The sequence below is a fragment of the Saccharothrix sp. HUAS TT1 genome, assembly GCF_040744945.1.
In the GTDB taxonomy this organism is placed as follows: Bacteria; Actinomycetota; Actinomycetes; order Mycobacteriales; family Pseudonocardiaceae; genus Actinosynnema.
This window is the reverse complement of record NZ_CP160453.1, coordinates 4119444-4136386: the sequence shown is the minus strand read 5'-3', so window position 1 is coordinate 4136386 and position 16943 is coordinate 4119444. Positions and strand designations below refer to the sequence as shown.

Below are 16943 nucleotides of genomic sequence, written 5' to 3'. Positions count from 1 at the left end.
CTCACTGATCACGTGGAGCACACGCAAGGTCGCTCGTCCTCCTCAAGCGCAGGTCGGCCGCTGCCACGACGGCGACCAGCGACCACAACGGCAGGTAGTACTGCTCGGACAGGAAGGTGGACGCCACCACGACCGCGATCAGCGCCGCCTGCACCGCGACCACGGGCAGCGGGTCGTCGGTGGCGCGGCGGACGCGTTCGCTGGTGGCGGCGGTGAGCACGAGGAGGGCGGCGAACAGCGCGAAGCCGGGCAGGCCCAGCTCGGCGGCCACCTCCAGGTACATGTTGTGCGCCACGGGGGTCTGCTCGTCGATCTCGGCGTTGTGCGAGGCGGCGGGGTACCCGGCCCGGAAACCGCCTGGGCCGACCCCGAGGGCCGGGTGGTCGGCGACCATCCGGGCGGCGGCCTGCCAGCGCAGCTCACGGGTGTCCACATTGGTCTCGGCGATGTAGACCTTCTCCCGCAGCGCGCGGTCCAGGACGGGCCCGGCGAACAACGCCACCGCTCCCCCGAGGACAACCAGCGCCACCACACCACCGACCAACGCCCTCAACGGCAACGCCCGCCGGAACAACAACCACGCCACCGCCGCGCCAAGGGCGAGCCCCCCACCCCTGGACAACGTCGCCGCCGCACCCGCCGCGAGGACCACGGTGGCGACACCGATCGCCACCGCCTCCACCCGGCGCCGACCAACCGACCCCGAGCACCACGCGGCGACAGATCCCGGCCTGCTCAAGAAAAGCGACCTCGGTCGGCGCAAGGCAGCAGATCCCGGCTGACGCGAAGCGACCGACCGCGACCAGCGCGACGCGACCGACCGCGACCGGTGTGGAGCGGCCGGACCCGACTGCTCGGGATCGGCCGGCGCCGGCTGGTGCGGAGCGGCGAACCCCGACCGGTGCAGAACGGCCGATCCTGACTCGTGCGGAGCGGTCAGACCCGGCCCGTGCGGAGCGGTCGGGCCCGGCCAGTGCGAGGAGCCGGGTCCTGGCCAACGAGAGGTGGCCGGTCCTGGCCAGTGCGAGGTGACCGGCCTCGACTGGCGTGGAGCGGTTGGTCGGGAGCGGCGGAGGGCGGTCAGGAGGGGGAGGGCGGCGACCAGGAAGTAGGCCAGGTCGTTCGGGTCCTCCAGGGGTCCGGAGGCGCGGGTGCCGCCTTCCGCCACCATGGTGTGCAGCGCCCCCGCCGCCGCCACCACCGCGCCGGCGACGGTGGCCGTGAGCACCGCCCGGATCGGCACCTCGCGCGCCACGACGTCCACCAGCACCGCCGTCACCAGCAAGAACGGCAGCCAGCGCAGCGCGTACTCGGCCGTGTGCACCCCGCCCGCGTGCACCGCGGAAGTTATCAGCAGCACGATTGCTAGCAGCGCTAGGATTCCGAGCGCTGAATGCACGACCGGCGCCCGGCGCTGCCGCACCCGCGCCACCACCCACGCACCCACCAGCAACGCGGGCGGCAGCTTGGCCAGCTGGCCGTGCGCCTGGAGCAGGTAGCCCTCCAGCGGCGCGGCGAACACCGTCGCGCACGTCAGGGCGCGCAGCAGCCAGGTCATCCGCCGCACCGCGCCAGCATCCCGGTGTCGTGCTCGCGCAACCCCGCTTCGAGCCGGGCGACGTGCGCGCCGGTGCCGACGACGTCGAAGTGCGCCCGCAGCGCGCCGAGCACCCACCCCAGGAACTCGACCTTCCGCGCGCCCGGCACCGCCATGCCGGGGAAGAACTCCATCCCGGGCGCCTCGGCCGCGCCCAGCACGTCGGTCGGGTGCAACAACAACGACGGCTGCACACCGCGCGCCCGGCACAACCGCAGCGCCGCCGTGAAGTAACCACGCGCCAAGCGCGGCGACACCTGGTGCAGTTGCAGCAAGTAGGAACCGTGGATCGGCACGCGCAGCAGCGGCATCGTGGTGACCGGCAGCTCGACCAGGCCCGTGCCGACGCGCCAGCGGTAGGCGGCGTTGGGCGCGCGGACCCGGGAGAAGCCGCCGAACAGGTCGCGGTCGCCGCCGGTCGGCGCGGTGCGGTTGTGGTAGGCGCGGGCGAGCGGGCCGATCCAGGTGGGCAGCGTGCTGGCGTCGTAGCGGTAACCGCGTTCGGCGAGCAGTTCCAGCAGGTCGTGGGTGACGCTGTAGCCGGGGCCGCGGAACCCGGTCGGCCGCGGCGCGCCGGCGGCGGTGATGGCGTCCTCGGTGCGGGCCAGCTCGGCTTCGAGCCGGTCGCGGGTGTAGCGGTGCAGCCAGGGCTCGTGGCCGTAGGAGTGGTTGGCGACCTCGTGCCCGGCGGCGGTGATGGCGGCGACGGCCCGCGCGCCGTCCTCACGCTCGACGTCCGCGCCGACGACGAACACGGTCGTGGTGAGGCCGTGCGCGCCGAACGCCTCCAGCAGCCGGGGCACGGCGGTGGGCAGGAAGCTGGGCCGGCGCTCCCACTCGGGGTCGCCGTGCGTCTTGAGGTACGCCCAGAGGTTGTCCAGGTCGAGGGAGACGCTGGCGGTGGTCATCGGGTCACCCGGTCGGCGCTCTTCACGAACCGGTCGCCGTAGCCGAGCAGCAGCACGCCGGACACGACGAGCGCGACGCCGAGCGCCACCCACCACTCGCGGCCGGGGGTGATCCGGTCGCCCAGCGCGGCGATGCCGATGACCGAGGTGAGCACGACGGTGGTGGCGTCCATGGTGGCCACGGTCGAGGTGGCCGAGCCGCGGCGCAGGGCCAGGGCGAGGTAGGACTGGCCGACCAGCGCGGCGACGACCATCAACCACGCCAGCGGGTACAGCGGCAGGCCGGTCAGCGGCTCGTCGGCCAGCGTGCGGCTGGTCATGGCGACCACGGCGAACGCCAGGCCGGCCGCCGCGGCCAGCGGCACCACGCCGCCGACCCGCCGCTGCACCAGCACGAGCGCGACCACCGGCAGTCCGAACAGGACGATGCCGAGGCCCTGCGGCACGTCGTGCGCGGTCGACGGCGTGGCCGCCGCGACCAGCAGCACCAGCCCGGTGGCCATCACCGCGAGCACCACGACCTCGATCGTGCGGACCCGCCAGCCGAGCACGGCGATGCCGAACAGCGTGGCCAGCCCGACCGCGCACGAGGAACCGGCCTGCACCAGGTAGAGCGGCAGCCGGGCGCGGGCCAGGAACGCCAGCGCGAACCCGCCGACCTGGCCCGCGAACCCCAGCAGGTACAGCCGGTCGCGGGCGAGCCTGGCGAGCAGCCCGAGCCCGCCGCCGCCCTCGTCGGCGCGCCGGGAGGCGACCGACTGGGCCACGATGCCCAGCGCGTACAGCACCGCGGACGCGGCGAGTTCGAGGTAACCAGTCACGCGACTCTTCCCCTGGAGGCACCCGGCGCGCGGCGGCGGTCGGTGTGATCCCGATATCGGAAGGGCAGCGTAGAACCCCGGTGGTCCCGACTCTTTCGAGCGATAGGCGACTACACGATCGAGGGATTCTTCTGACTACGCAACGAGTTCATCGGTCGGCGTCGGCGATCGCGAGGCCGATCCTGGTCAACTGCTCCTCGGTCAGCGGCAGGGTCGCGCGCCCCGCGCCGGTGCGGTCGAACGACGAGTCCTCCTCCCGGTACCGGAAGTCGGGGCTGCCGAAGTTCCGCAGGGTGATCGCGTAGATCGCGCCCGACGGCGTGTAGACGCGCAGCTCCTGCAACAGCGACTGGAACGGCTCGCTCGCCCGCACCGGGTAGAACTGGAGCACCGTCCGGTCCGGGCGGACCAACCGGCGCGGGGGCGCGCAGTTGCCCTCGGCGAACGCCTCGTCGTCGGCGGCCGCGACCGGGGTGGCGGCGGTGCTGCGGCCGACCTCCAAGGCGACGCTGCCGGTGCCGAGGTCGTCGGTGACGTCGATCCACTGGAGGTGCGCGTCGACCTGGTCGGGCCCCTTGGCCTTGTTCGCCGGGATCACCCGGGTGTGCGGCCCGCTCACCTGTGCGGGTGACGCGACCTGCGCGACCGCCGTCGCCCACGCGCCCATCAGGGACTCATCGGGGCGGGGCGAGAGCCAGGTGGTGAACGAGCTGCCGCTGCCCAGGTCGCACTGCGGGATCGACCGGATCTCCCGGCCGGGCGGCGGTGGCGCGGTCCACGCCGGGGTGAACGTGGCGTAGGGGGTGCGCGTCGGCAGGTCCACCACCGTCCACTCCGGACTCACGGACGCGGGCGCGGGCGCCGTCGTCACCGCCGGACCGTCGGGGTCGCCGTCGGAGTTGCCGGCGGCGGGGGGCGAGTGGGGCGCGGCGAGGTCGCCGAGCGCGACCGTGCCGAACCCGATGGCACCGACGACCGCCAGGACCCCGGCGGTCGCGCCCGCGCGGCGGGCCAGCAACCGGCGACGGCCGCGCTTCAGCACGTCCGCCAGGTCCGTGCGCGCGGCGGGCGCGGGCCCGTCCACCTCGGACTTCAACGCGCCGCTCAGCTCCTGCTCGTCTCGCCACATCACGCGCTCCCCGGTGTCACCGCGCCGCGATAGGCGTCGCGGAGCGTCTGCAAGCCTCGGGCGGTCTGGCTCTTGACCGTGCCGGTCGAGCACCGCAGCGCCTCCGCCACCTGCTCGACCGACAGGTCGTGCGCGTACCGCAGCACCAGCACGGCCCGCTGCCGCGGTGGGACGTGCTGCAGCGCGGCCAGCAGCGGCTGGCGCTCGTCGGCGCCGGCGGTGTCCGGCTCGACGGCGGACTCCGGCGGCGAGGCCACCACCTGCTCGCGCCGCCTGCCCCGGCGGCGCGAGTCGAGGAAGATCCTGGTCACGACCGTGCGCAGGTACGCCTCCGCGCTGTCGCGGCGCACCTTGGGCCAGTGGGCGTACATGCGGACGAATGCGTGCTGCGCGATCTCCTCCGCCTCAAGCCAATTCCCGCACAGCGCGTGCGCCGTGCGTCGAGCCTGGTCGAACCGGCTCGCGAAGAACTGGGCGAACTCGTCGTCGCGTCCCACCCGTCGCCCTCCCCCGATGTCCTGCGGTCACCACCACTACGCACTTGTGCCGCCGGGGGTTGCACCGGCGCCCGAGTTGCCGGATCGGCAACTTTGTTTGCCACTTGTGCCGGGTTGTCCGCACCATCGAGGCATGGAGACCGCAGAAGAGTACTGGGAGACGTTCTACCGCGACCGCGGCCAAGTCTGGACCGGCAAGGTCAACGAGCTGCTGGCCCGCGAGGTCGCGCACCTGGCGCCCGGCGCCGCGCTGGACCTCGGTTGCGGCGAGGGCGGTGACGCGCTGTGGCTGGCCGGGCGCGGCTGGCGGGTGACCGCGGTCGACGTGTCGGCGACCGCGATGGCCAGGGGCGCGGCGCAGGCCGCCGAGGCCGGGCTGGCCGACCGGATCGACTGGCAGCGGCACGACCTGGGCAGCTCGTTCCCGAGCGGGGAGTTCGACCTGGTCTCGGCGCAGTTCTTGCACTCGACGGTGGCGCCGGAGGGCGAGCGGGAGGGCATCCTGGCGCGGGCGGCGAAGGCGGTGGCGCCCGGCGGCGTGCTGCTGGTCGTCGGGCACGCCGCCGGGCCGAGCTGGGCGGACCACCAGGAGCTCGCCGACTTCCGGTTCCCGACCAACGCCGACGTGCTGGCCGCGGTCGACCCCGGCCCGGAGTGGGTGGTCGAGGTGGACGAGCTGGTCGAGCGGGAGATGACCGGACCGCACGGCGAGCACGGCACCCGCTCCGACTGCGTGCTGCGGCTGCGCCGGGGCTAGAGCCGGTCGAGCAGGTCGGTCAGGGCCCGGCCCAGCGGCAGGTCGACGCGGACGGTCGCGTGGACGTCGCCCCTGGTCTCGCCCTGGTTGACGATCAGCACGGGCGTGCCGGCGGTCGCGGCGCGGCGGACGAAGCGCAGGCCGGACATGACCGTCAGCGACGAGCCGAGCACCAGCAGCGCGTCGGCGGAGTCGACCAGGTCGTAGCACCGCTCGACGCGCGCCCGGGGCACGTTCTCGCCGAAGAACACCACGTCCGGCTTCAGCACGCCGTCGCCGCAGTCGGCGCACCCGACCAGCCGGAACGACCGCACCTCGGACTCGGGCAGGTCCACGTCGCCGTCGGGGTTGACCCGGTCGGAGGTCGCCTCGAACGAGGGGTTGGCGGCGCGGAACCGGCGGTCGAGGGCTTCCCGGGCGCTCACCGCGCCGCAGTCCAGGCACACCACCCGGTCCAGGCCGCCGTGCAGCTCGACCACGTCGGGCGTGCCGGCGGCCTGGTGCAGGCCGTCGACGTTCTGCGTGATGACGCCGGACAGGTGGCCGCGGGCGTGCAGCCGCGCCACCGCGTGGTGGCCGGTGTTGGGCGCGGCGCGGGCGATGGTCCGCCAGCCGAGGTGGCTGCGCGCCCAGTACCGCCGCCTGCCCTCGACGTCGCCCACGAACTCCTCGTAGGTCATCGGGGTGTGCTTGCGCAGGCTGCCCGCCGCGCCCCGGTAGTCCGGGATGCCGGACTCGGTGGACAGGCCGGCGCCGCTGAGCACCAGCACCCGGCCCCGGGCGAGCACCGGCGCCACCTCGTCCAGGCTGGTCGTGCGCGGCAGCGGTGCGCCGGTCGGCGTCCAGCTCAACGTCGGCCGTGTGCGCATGGCGTCCACTTTACCCGCGTCCGGCGACCTTCCGGCTGGTCAGCGGACCGGTGGACTCGCGGACGACCAGCTCGGGCGGTACGACTACGAGCCCGCGCGGCCGACGGCGCTGCCGGTGGAGGAGACCTGGGACACCCGCGCGTACCTGCGGCACGTGCCCGGTGTGTTCGAGGCGGTGCGGCTGGGCAAGGCGCTGGAGTCGTACGACCTGTTCTGGCTGGAGGACGCCACGCCCGGCGAGGTGTTCAACTCGATCCACGACCACAGGACCTGGCGGTGCACAACTTCGGCGTCCAGGAGCATGCCGCACACCGCCGACGAGCGGTCCCCTACCGCGCCGCGCGCCTGCCGGTGAACCGGCCGGCGGAAGGCACCCTGCACGACTGTGAGCGCGCCCGCGTGCTCGGCGGTCAGAGCTCGAAGGTGGCGCGGACCAGGGCGGCGTCGTAGGGGCGGTTGCCGGACTGGACCGGCATCGCGTCGGGCGGGCGCGGGCCGACCAGGGCCGCCGCCTCGGCGGGCAGGCCGATCCAGTGGTCGGTCACCGCGACGCCCAGCCGGGCGCCGGGGTCGAGGTCGCAGGTGATGTCCCGGCTCAGCGTCCCGTACAGCTCCAGCTTCGAGCCGGGCAGGTCCGCGTCGCCGAACCGGCAGCCTCGCCGCCCGTCCTCGGACAGCGTCACCTGGGTCCGCCAGGCCCGGTCGGTCGGCGTGACGCGGAACGTGACGGTCCGCGCGTCGCCGTCGGCTGACGCCACCACGGCGGCGGTCGGGGCGGGCAGGGCCAGGTCGGGCGCGTCGGCGCGCATCAGCGGCTCGTCCAGCGCCGGGTGGGTGTCGGTCAGCGTCACCCGTTCCGGGTCCTGCCCCAGCACCCGCGACGTCCACGCGTCGGGCGCGGGGTCGGCGGACAGCCAGCTCGCCTCGTTCGCGCCGGTGTCCAGCAGGTAGATCAGCGAGTCGGGGCGCGGCTCGGTCGGCGCGAAGCCGAACCGGACCAGGCCCACGGCCAGCAGCGCCACCGCGACCGCGGCCACGCCCGCCGCCGTCGGGCCGAGCCCCGGCAGCGCGCCCAGCAGCGGCAGCAGCAGCACGCCCGCCAGCGCCGCGAACACCACCGCGACCGCGCTCAGCGGCATGCCCAGCGCCACCGTCATCGTGCCGACCAGCGGTGGGTAGACCGCCGCGGCCACCAGGGCGGGCAGGAACGCCAGCCGCGTCGCCCACAGGGCGGGCAGGCCGAGCAGCAGCGTCCACTGGAACAGGAAACCGGCGCCCGGCACCACCACCGTCACCGCCGCCAGCAGCACGGCCGTCAGCACCAGCACGCCGGCCACCACCTCGGCCGACGACCACCGCCGCGCCACCCGGGCCGCCGCGACCAGCACCGCCAGCCCCAGCACCGCGAACCCGGCGACGAACCAGCCCCGCTCCGGAGGTTCGGACAGCGCCAGGAAGGCCAGTTCCGGCCGCACCGCCGCCACCAGCGCCCACGCCGCGAACGCCAGCGCGCCCGCCACGACCACCGCGCCGACCGCCACCCCGGCGACCGCGAGCACCGCCCGCCACCGCAACCGTCCACTTCGGACGCCCAGGACCAGCAGGACCGCCAGCGCGAGCACCGTCGCCGCGGCGAGCGCCACCGCGAACCACGTCGGGTAGCTCACCAGCACCCGGGAGAACAGGTCGAAGTAGACCGCGTCCGGGCCACCCGCCCGCAGGTCGCGGTCGCCCAGCTCCCGGACCAGCCCCACCATCGTCTCGCCGTGGTGCTGGAGGCTGCCCCGGTCCAGCCGCTCCACGTCGTCGTAGGGCGAGTGGTAGTCGCCGACGTGCTCGATGAAGGCGCTGTTCAGCCCCCGCGCGCCGGCCCGCTGGAACACGGTGAAGTCGCTGTAGTTCGGCATCCGCCGGTACACCTCGTAGGCGAACGAGTTCGCGATGGGCCTGCTGCTCGCCTCGCCGAACGCCGACACCAGCGGACCGTTGGCCGCGCCCGTCTCGAACATCCACACCGGCCCGCCGCTGCCGCGCGCCTCCCAGTTCAGCACCGCGCCGATCCCGTCGACGCCGTGGCGCCGCACGTACGCCTCCGCGCCGAGCGTCCCGACCTCCTCGCCGTCGGTGAACACGAACACGACGTCGTTGCGCACACCACTGGTGCTCAGCGCGCGCATCGTCTCCAGCATCGCCGCGACCGCCGCGCCGTCGTCGGCCGCTCCGGGCCCGGTCGGCACCGAGTCGTAGTGCGCGACCAGCAGCAGCGCCTTGCCGCCGCTCACCGACGGGTCCGAGCCCCGGACGCGGGCGACGACGTTGTGCGCCGTGGCGATCCTGGTCACGTCCCGCCAACCGTGCAGGACGTCGTCGGACTCCACCTCGACCTCGGCCCCGAACCCGCGGGCGGTGTCGGCGACGTAGCCGCGGACCCGCTCGTTGTCCGCCGAGCCGATGGGGTGCGGGCGCTGGGCGACCTCCCGCAGGTGCCGCTCGGCGCGGCCGGCCGCGAACCCGTCCGCCGGCGCGTCCGCCACCGGCGCGGGCGGCCGGAACGCCAGCACCGCGAGCACACCCACCGCGGCGACCACCGCGAGCAGGACCGCCACCCACACCCGCCGGACGCCCTCGATCACCCGCAGCACCCTAGTCGCGGGGAAACCCGTTCGACAGGCTTGCCGTCCGCGCGCACCATGTCCGCCATGAACGCCCTCCCCGCCGGTCACACCGCCCGGTCACCACGCCCGGACGACGCCGAGGCGATCCTCGGCCTGGTGCAGGACTACACCACGGCGGTGATCGGGTTCGCCGACTACACGCTGGAGGACATGCGGGACGAGCTGGCCCGGCCGGGGCTCGACCTGGAGCGCGACGCGTGGCTGGTGCTCGACGCGGCGGGCGCGCCGGCCGGGTACGCGACGACCGACGCCAACGGCGGCAGCGGCCTGGTCGACCTGGACGTCGTGGCGCGCGACCCGGCGCTGGCCGACTGGCTGTTCGCGCGGGCGCTCGACCGGGCCCGCGCGATGGCGCGCGAGCACGGGCTGGACGGCGTGACCACCAGCCACGGCGTGTACCGGGACGACGTGGCGCTGGCGGCGCGGGTGGCCGCGCTGGGGATGGAGGTCGCCACCACGTTCCACCGGATGCGGGTCGACCACGTCGGCGACGTGCCGCCGCCCGAGCCGGCCCCTGGGCTGGTGCTGCGGCAGGCGGTGGACGAGGACGCGCGGCGGGTCGCGCACGAGGTGTGGACCGCGTCGTTCGCCTCGCACTTCGGCTTCATGCCGACCACGTACGAGGAGTGGCACGAGAAGCAGGACCGGAAGTCGATCTTCGACTGGTCCGGGCTGTGGCTGGCGGAGCTGGACGGGCGGCCGGTGGGGTTCCTGGAGCGCACCGACCAGTTCGCGGACGAGGGCCGCGGCTACGTCGGCCACCTCGGCGTGCTCGCCGAGGCGCGGGGCCGGGGCGTGGCCAAGCACCTGCTGCGGCACGCGTTCCACCTGGACGCGGCCGACGGGCGGGTGGGCACGGTCCTGCACGTCGACTCGAACAACCGGACGCCCGCGCTCGGCCTCTACGAGTCGGTGGGCATGCGGCCGGTGCTGGTGATCGACGTGTGGCGGGGCCGGCTCGACTGACCGGCCCCGGCCGGGCCGGCACGCGCCGGCCCGGCCCTCCGCTCCCGGCTACGCCCCGTTCTGGGTGTCGATCGCCCACTGGCCGTTGACCTTGACCAGCGTGTAGACGTGCTGCTCGGACTGGGTGCCGCCGGACTTGAACGTGTACGACACCGTCGCCGACACCGTCTCCGGGCCGACGGCCTGCACGTTGCTGACGTTCACCGCGCTCATCTGGCCCCACCAGCCCTGGTAGTCGGCGAAGGTGGGCGTCCGGGACGCCTTGAAGCGGTCGGTCAGCCGGCCGTAGGCGGTTTCCAGGTTGTTCGGCAGCAGGCCGTAGTACTCGCTCAACGCCCGGTCGGCGCTGACGTCGGCGGGCGGCTGGGGCTGCTCCGGGCTCTCGGTCGTCGGTTCCGCCGTGGTGGTGGTCGTGGTCTCGGCAGCGGCGGTGGTGGTCTGCTCCTGCTCCGCGCTGGTTCGGGGCGGCTGGGCGTCGGTGGTCGGCTGCTGGGTCGTGGTGGTCACGTCCGGACCGGCCGAGGGTGAGCCGTCGTCCCGGTTGAGCAGGTAGACCACCGAGACGACGGCGATCAGGGCGACGATCGCGAGCGCGACGAGAGCCTTGCGGTCGCCTCGCTTCTCCTCGCCGGCGGGCGGCGACCCGGAGCCACCGGACCGGCCGGCCGGCGGCGGGGCGGGGTGCTCGGACCGGGCGGCGGCGGGCGGCGGGGTGGTCGTGGGCGGGCGCTCGGCCGCGGACCCGCCGGGAACCGGCGACTCGTACCGGGTCGGCGCCGGGGTGGGTGCGGGGGTGGGCGTCGGAGCCGGGGTGGGCGTCGGAGCCGGTGTCGGGGTGGGTGCGGGCTTCGGTTCGGGTTTCGGTTCGGGGTCGGGCACCGGGTCCAGCGGCGAGGCCAGGAGCGCGGTCGGGGTCGGCGGCGGCGGGACCGGGGTCGGGGCGCCGTCGAACCGCACGGTCCGCAGCATCCGCTCGGCCTCGGGCATGGTCGGCCGGGTCTCCGGGTTGGGGTCGAGCAGGCGCATCAGCACCGGCGCCAGCGGACCGGCGTTGCGCGGCGGCGGGAACCGGCCGTCGGCGACCCGGTGCAGCAGGGCGATGGTGTTGCCGTCCACGCCGAACGGCGGCGTGCCCTCGGTCGCCGCGTAGAGGGTCGCGCCCAGCGCGAACACGTCCGCCGGGAACCCGCCCGCGCCGCCCCGCGCCACCTCCGGCGCCAGGTAGGCGGGCGTGCCGACGAGCATCCCGGACGCGGTGACGGTCGCCTCGTCGGTCGCGCGCGAGGTGCCGAAGTCGGTGACCTTGACCGTGCCGAACTCGGTGACCAGCACGTTGCCCGGCTTGACGTCCCGGTGCACGACACCGGCCGTGTGCGCGGCGGACAGCCCGGCCGCCAGCTGCACGCCGAGCCGGACCACCTCTTCGGGCGACAGGGTGCCGCGCTCGGTCATCACCGTGGCCAGGCTGCGCGACGGCAGGTACTCCATGATCAGCCACGGGTGGCCGTCCTGCTCGACCACGTCGTACAGCGCGATCACGTTGGGGTGGGTCAACCGGGCCGCGATGCGCCCCTCGCGGACCGCGCGGTCGATCGACTCCTGGTCGAACCCGGTGCGGGACAGCAGTTCCTTGACCGCGACGATGCGGCGCAGCCGCTGGTCCTCGGCCCGCCACACCACCCCCATCCCACCCGCGCCGATCCTCTCGGTCAGCCGGTACCGGCCTGCGATTGTGCGGTCCTCCACCCGTGCTCCCAACGTCGCTCGCACGTCCGGCGACGGGGGTACCCGATCGGGTCAGCCCTCGAACGTGCGTTTCAGTGGTAACACTCCCACCAGCCCCTTGTCCGCTCACCACGCGGGCCGATCTTCACCTGAGTCGCGCCCCACCGGGTCACGTCCTTTGTGGACCGGGGGCGCCGGGCGGGTCGGATCAGCCGATCACCGGCGGTCAGGTGAGCCATCGCGGCTCGTCGGAGCCCCAGGTGGTCGGCGGGTGGTCCCACGTGCCGCCGAGCGGTGGGCGGGCGTGGTGGAGGAGGCCGTGCGGTGACGGGGTCTCGACCAGCCACGGTTCGGGGTCGTAGTGGCCCTCGGTCGGAGTGGCCCCGACGTCGTGCAGCAGCCAGGACGCGGTGCCGGCCAGCGACAGCCGGACGTGCCGGCCGCCCGGTTCGGCGAGACCGCGCAGCACGGCGGCGGCGAGCAGGTAGCCGGTGCCGTGGTCGAGGGCCTGCGCGGGCAGGGCGCCGGGTGTGCCGCCGGCGCCCTCGACGGCCGCGATGCCGGTGGCGGCCTGGACGAGGCTGTCGAAGCCGCGCCGGTCCGCCCACCCGCCGGTGTGGCCCCAGGCGGAGAGCTGGGCGACGACCAGGTCGGGGCGCCGGTCGCGCAGGGCGTCGGGCGACAGGCCGTGGCGGTCCAGCGCGCCCGGCCGGTAGCCGGTGACGACGACGTCGGCCCGGTCCAGCAGGTCGTCGAACGCGCGCCGGTCGTGCCGGTCGGCGAGGTCGAGCAGCGTGGAGCGCTTGCCCGGACCGGTGTCCGCGTGGACGTCGGGGTCCTCGGGCAGGTGCGGCGGGTCGACGCGCAGGACGTCGGCGCCGAGGGCGGCCAGGGTGCGGGTGGCGACCGGGCCGGCGATCACCCTGGTCAGGTCGAGGACGCGGACGCCGTCGGCCGGGCGGTCGGACGGCGGGAGGACGCGCTTCCCGGCCCCGGTCGGACGGGTCTCGACCAGCGGGCGCCTGGTCGGGTCCGGCTCGGTCGCCACGGCGACGGCCAGGCCGCCCGCCCGGTGGACGGTCTCCTGGACGTCGACGGCCCGGCGGGTCGCCAGCTCGCGCTCCAGCGACGCCCGGTCGGTGACGCCCAGGGCGTCCAGCAGGCGGGCGCGGTGGTGCGGGTAGTTGGCGTGGGTGCGGACCCAGCCGTCGGCGGTGCGCCAGAAGCCGGACAGCGGCGCGAACCCGGCGCCCCGCCGCCCGTCGACGCGCAGGTGGCGTTCGCTGACGAACGCGGTGGCGACGGCGGCTTCGTGCACGGTGACCGGTCGCACCGGGACGCCGTTGCGGATCGCGGACAGCTCGGCCGCCGCGAGCGCGCAGGCGCCGACGGTGGCGCGGGCCATCTCCCGGACGGGCAGGCGGGCGCTCAGCACCTCACCCGCCGGGGTGTAGGTCACGGTCGTCGGTCCGGGTCGGCCGCCGAGGGCCGCCCAGGCGTGCGCTGTCACCGGGTCCACGGTCGCAGTGTGCGCTCCTCCGGCCCGTCGTCGGCTATAAGGTCGATCACCATGGACTACCCGATCGCGCGCCGTCCCGGGTTCGACCCGCCGGCCGAGTTCGCGTCGTTGCGGGCGCGCGCGCCGGTGTCCCCGGTGTCGTTGCGGCACGGTCAGCAGGCGCACCTGGTGACCAGGTACGACGACGTGCGCGCGGTGCTGCGCGACCACGGGCGGTTCTCGTCGGACCCGAGCAGGCCGGGCTTCCCGCAGCTGCGGCCGGTGGTGGACCGCGAGGCCGCGCCCGGCAGCTTCCTGGTCACCGACCCGCCCGAGCACACCCGGTACCGGCGGCTGCTGACCGGCGAGTTCACCGTGCGGCGGATGACCGCGCTGCGGCCCGAGGTGGAGCGGATCGCGCGGGAGCGGCTGGCGGCGATGCGCTCGGGCCCCCGGCCCGCGGACCTGGTGACGGCGTTCGCGCTGCCCGTGCCGTCGGACGTGATCTGCCTGCTGCTCGGCGTGCCGGCGGCCGACCAGGACTTCTTCTCCACCCGCAGCCGGGCGCACCTCGACCGGTCGCTGTCGGCGGAGCGGGTGCGGGCCGCGCTGGACGAGCTGCACGGGTACCTGGCCGACCTCGTCCGGGCCCGACGGGCGGAGCCGCGCGACGACCTGGTCAGCCGGTTGGTCGCCGAGCCGGGGCTGACCGACGAGGAGGCGGTCGGGATGACCGTGCTGCTGCTCGTCGGCGGGCACGAGACGACGGCGAACTCGATCGCGCTGTCGGTGCTGGCGCTGCAGCGGGAGCGGTCGTGGTGGGAGGCGCTGGTCGCGTCGCCGGACCTGGTCGACAACGCGGTGGAGGAGCTGCTGCGCTACCTCAGCCCCGTGCACCACGGGGTGGTGCGGGCGGTGGTCGGTGAGGCGGCGGTCGGCGGGACGGTGCTCGGCGCGGGCGAGGGCGTGATCGCGTCGCTGTTCGCGGCCAACCGCGACCCGGCGGCGTTCCCCGAACCGGACCGCCTCGACCTGCGGCGGGACGCGCGGGCGCACCTCGCGTTCGGCAGCGGCGTGCACCAGTGCGTCGGGCACCTGCTGGCGCGGCTGGAGATGCGCGTGGCGCTGCGGGTGCTGCCGGCGGAACTGCCGGACCTGCGCCTGGCCGTGCCGTTCGAGGAGGTCGGGTTCAAGTTCGACGCCCCGATCTACGGCCTGCGCGCGCTGCCGGTCACCTGGTAGGCCCGAGGGCCGGGCAGGCGGGGAAGTCCCGCCCACGGGTCGCGCGACCCGTGGGCGGAGGCGTCACTCCCCCGTGCTGAACGCGGCGTCGAACGAGGCGGCGGGCGGGTCGAACAGGTGCCGCCGGATGAACCCGACCGCCTCCTCCGCGCCGCGCAGCCGGTCCATCCCGGCGTCCTCCCACTCGACCGAGATCGGCCCGCTGTAGCCGATCGCGTTCAACGCCCGGAACGACTCCTCCCACGGCACGTCGCCGTGCCCGGTGGACACGAAGTCCCAGCCGCGCCGCGGGTCGGCCCACGCCAGGTGCGAGCCGAGCCGGCCGTTGCGGCCGTCGAAGCGCTTCTTCGTGTCCTTGCAGTCCACGTGGTAGATCCGGTCGGCGAAGTCGAGGATGAACCCGACCGGGTCCAGGTCCTGCCAGACGAAGTGCGACGGGTCCCAGTTCAGCCCGAACGCGGGCCGGTTGCCCACCGCGTCCAGCGCCTTGCGGGTCGTCCAGTAGTCGTAGGCGATCTCGGACGGGTGGACTTCGTGCGCGAACCGCACGCCCACCTCGTCGAAGACGTCCAGGATCGGGTTCCAGCGCCGGGCGAAGTCGGCGTAGCCCTCGTCGATCACGGCCTGCGACACGGGCGGGAACATCGCCACGTACTTCCAGGTGGAGGACCCGGTGAAGCCGACGACGGTGTCCACGCCGAGCCGGGCCGCCGCCCGCGCCGTGTCGGCCATCTCGGCCGCCGCGCGCTCGCGCACGCCCTCCTCCGACCCGTCGCCCCAGATCCGGGACGGCAGGATCGCCTGGTGCCGGAAGTCGATCGGGTCGTCGCACACGGCCTGGCCGACGAGGTGGTTGGAGATCGTCCACACGTCCAGCCCATACTTCTCGAGCAAGGCGCGCTTCGCGGGCACGTAGTCGTCGTCCGCCAACGCCTTGTCCACCTCGAAGTGGTCGCCGGCGCAGGCGATCTCCAACCCGTCGTAGCCCCACCCGGAGGCGAGCCGGCACACCTCCTCTAACGGCAGGTCGGCCCACTGTCCGGTGAACAGCGTGACAGGTCGGCTCATCGCGTCTCTCCAATCGTGGTCCACGTCGACTGCTGCCCGGCACTCTCCTCCACCGCCGCCAGCACCCGCTGCACCCGCAACCCGTCGGCGAAGCTCGGCGCCGGGTCGACGCCCTCGCCGATGGCGGTCAGGAAGTCCGCCGCCTCGTGGGTGAACGTGTGCTCGTAGCCGATGACGTGCCCCGGCGGCCACCACGCGCCGACGTAGGGGTGGTCGGCCTCGGTCACCAGCACCCGCCGGAACCCGGCCGACGAGCCGTCGTCGGCCGAGAACACCGACAGCTCGTTCATCGACTCGAAGTCGAACGCCAGGCTGCCGCGGGTGCCGTTGACCTCCAGCCGCATCGCGTTCTTGCGCCCCAGGGCGTACCTGGTCGCCTCGAACGTGCCCAGCGCGCCGGACGAGAAGCGGGCCAGGAACACCGCCGCGTCGTCCACGGTCACCTCGCCGCGCCCGTCGCCGTCGGGCCGGGAGCGGACGAACGTCTCGGTGGTGGCGCTGACGCCGGTGATCAGGTCGCCGGTGACGTACTGGGCCGCGTCCACGATGTGCGCGCCGAGGTCGCCCAGCGCGCCGGAACCGGCCTTCTCCCGCCGCAGCCGCCACGTCATCGGCGACTCCGGGTCGGACAGCCAGTCCTGCAGGTACACCGCGCGCACGTGCCGGACCTCGCCGATCCGGCCCTCCTCCACCAGCCGGCGGGCCAGCGCGATCGCGGGCACCCGCCGGTAGTTGAACGCGACCATGGACCGGACGCCGCGCCGGGCCGCCTCCTCGGCGGCGGCCGTCATCGCCTCGGCCTCGGCCACCGTGTTGGCCAGCGGTTTCTCGCACAGCACGTGCTTGCCGGCGGCCAGCGCGGCGATGGCGATCTCGGCGTGCGTGTCGCCGGGGGTGCAGATGTCGACGAGACCGACGTCGTCCCGGGCGACCAGGGCGCGCCAGTCGGTCTCGACGGCGGACCAGCCGTACTTGGCCGCCGCCTCCTTGGTGCGGACCGCGTCACGGCCGCCGACAGCGGCCAGGCGGGGCGTCAGGGGCACGTCGAAGAACCGGTGGACGCTGCGCCAGGCGTGGGAGTGCACCGCGCCCATGAACGCGTGGCCCACCATGCCCACGCCGATCTCTTCCGTCATCAGCAGCCTTTCACAGCAGTACCTGAACCCCGCGGGGTCTGGACCCCGCGGGATC

General features: G+C 74.7%; 15 protein-coding genes. 4 read left to right on the top strand and 11 right to left on the bottom strand.

Translation table 11 applies throughout. From position 1 onward, the window contains the following. Position 1: 1 nt before the first annotated feature. The 5 genes from AB0F89_RS20180 to AB0F89_RS20160 all read right to left on the bottom strand — a co-directional run bounded on the left by AB0F89_RS20180 (position 2) and on the right by AB0F89_RS20160 (position 4952). On the bottom strand, positions 2–1558 hold the full coding sequence (locus tag AB0F89_RS20180; RefSeq protein ID WP_367138412.1) for an O-antigen ligase family protein: 1557 nt from the start codon (positions 1556–1558) through the stop codon (positions 2–4). Then, positions 1555–2505 (bottom strand): polysaccharide deacetylase family protein, encoded by a 951-nt coding sequence (locus AB0F89_RS20175; protein ID WP_367138410.1) that lies wholly within the window; start codon positions 2503–2505, stop codon positions 1555–1557. Before AB0F89_RS20175 ends, AB0F89_RS20180 begins: the two co-directional genes overlap by 4 nt. Next, complete coding sequence (locus AB0F89_RS20170) at positions 2502–3326, bottom strand: hypothetical protein (protein WP_367138408.1); 825 nt, start codon at positions 3324–3326, stop codon at positions 2502–2504. The genes AB0F89_RS20175 and AB0F89_RS20170 overlap by 4 nt, the downstream gene beginning before the upstream one ends. 148 nt (positions 3327–3474) lie before the next feature. Continuing rightward, positions 3475–4455: a hypothetical protein gene (locus AB0F89_RS20165; RefSeq protein ID WP_367138407.1), complete on the bottom strand. Its 981-nt coding sequence runs from the start codon at positions 4453–4455 to the stop codon at positions 3475–3477. Further along, positions 4455–4952, bottom strand: coding sequence for a SigE family RNA polymerase sigma factor (locus tag AB0F89_RS20160; RefSeq protein ID WP_367138405.1), 498 nt, complete (start codon positions 4950–4952; stop codon positions 4455–4457). Before AB0F89_RS20160 ends, AB0F89_RS20165 begins: the two co-directional genes overlap by 1 nt. A 133-nt stretch (positions 4953–5085) precedes the next feature. On the opposite strand from AB0F89_RS20160, the gene AB0F89_RS20155 reads away from it, so the two are divergent. Then, positions 5086–5709, top strand: a complete 624-nt coding sequence (locus AB0F89_RS20155; protein ID WP_367138403.1) for a class I SAM-dependent methyltransferase — start codon at positions 5086–5088, stop codon at positions 5707–5709. Here AB0F89_RS20155 and AB0F89_RS20150 read toward each other — a convergent pair. Further along, the gene (locus AB0F89_RS20150) at positions 5706–6578 is read right to left on the bottom strand and encodes an NAD-dependent protein deacetylase (protein ID WP_367138402.1); all 873 of its coding nucleotides are present in this window, start codon (positions 6576–6578) and stop codon (positions 5706–5708) included. The two genes, AB0F89_RS20155 and AB0F89_RS20150, sit on opposite strands and share 4 nt — an antisense overlap. On the opposite strand from AB0F89_RS20150, the gene AB0F89_RS20145 reads away from it, so the two are divergent. Then, positions 6577–6933, top strand: a complete 357-nt coding sequence (locus AB0F89_RS20145) for a hypothetical protein (RefSeq protein ID WP_367138400.1) — start codon at positions 6577–6579, stop codon at positions 6931–6933. The two genes, AB0F89_RS20150 and AB0F89_RS20145, sit on opposite strands and share 2 nt — an antisense overlap. 55 nt (positions 6934–6988) lie before the next feature. On the opposite strand, the gene AB0F89_RS20140 is transcribed toward AB0F89_RS20145, so the two are convergent. Then, positions 6989–9211 (bottom strand): M20/M25/M40 family metallo-hydrolase, encoded by a 2223-nt coding sequence (locus tag AB0F89_RS20140; protein WP_367138398.1) that lies wholly within the window; start codon positions 9209–9211, stop codon positions 6989–6991. A 66-nt stretch (positions 9212–9277) separates the two neighbouring features. Here AB0F89_RS20140 and AB0F89_RS20135 point away from each other — a divergent pair, with 66 nt between their 5' ends. Continuing rightward, a complete protein-coding gene (locus AB0F89_RS20135; protein WP_367138396.1) occupies positions 9278–10219 on the top strand; it encodes a GNAT family N-acetyltransferase in 942 nt (313 codons plus the stop codon). 48 nt (positions 10220–10267) lie between these two features. Here the strand turns inward: AB0F89_RS20135 and AB0F89_RS20130 are convergent, their stop codons facing one another. Continuing rightward, a complete protein-coding gene (locus tag AB0F89_RS20130) occupies positions 10268–11965 on the bottom strand; it encodes a serine/threonine-protein kinase (RefSeq protein ID WP_367138394.1) in 1698 nt (565 codons plus the stop codon). A gap of 205 nt (positions 11966–12170) precedes the next feature. Beyond that, complete coding sequence (locus AB0F89_RS20125; RefSeq protein ID WP_367138392.1) at positions 12171–13463, bottom strand: CoA transferase; 1293 nt, start codon at positions 13461–13463, stop codon at positions 12171–12173. A gap of 51 nt (positions 13464–13514) precedes the next feature. Between AB0F89_RS20125 and AB0F89_RS20120 the strand changes: the two genes are divergently transcribed. Next, complete coding sequence (locus tag AB0F89_RS20120) at positions 13515–14684, top strand: cytochrome P450 (RefSeq protein WP_367138390.1); 1170 nt, start codon at positions 13515–13517, stop codon at positions 14682–14684. 63 nt (positions 14685–14747) lie between these two features. On the opposite strand, the gene AB0F89_RS20115 is transcribed toward AB0F89_RS20120, so the two are convergent. Both AB0F89_RS20115 and AB0F89_RS20110 read right to left on the bottom strand, forming a co-directional pair. After that, entirely contained in the window at positions 14748–15752 is a 1005-nt protein-coding gene (locus AB0F89_RS20115; RefSeq protein ID WP_367138388.1) for a sugar phosphate isomerase/epimerase family protein, read from the bottom strand. After that, positions 15749–16888, bottom strand: a complete 1140-nt coding sequence (locus AB0F89_RS20110) for a Gfo/Idh/MocA family protein (RefSeq protein WP_367138386.1) — start codon at positions 16886–16888, stop codon at positions 15749–15751. The genes AB0F89_RS20115 and AB0F89_RS20110 overlap by 4 nt, the downstream gene beginning before the upstream one ends. Positions 16889–16943 lie beyond the last annotated feature (55 nt).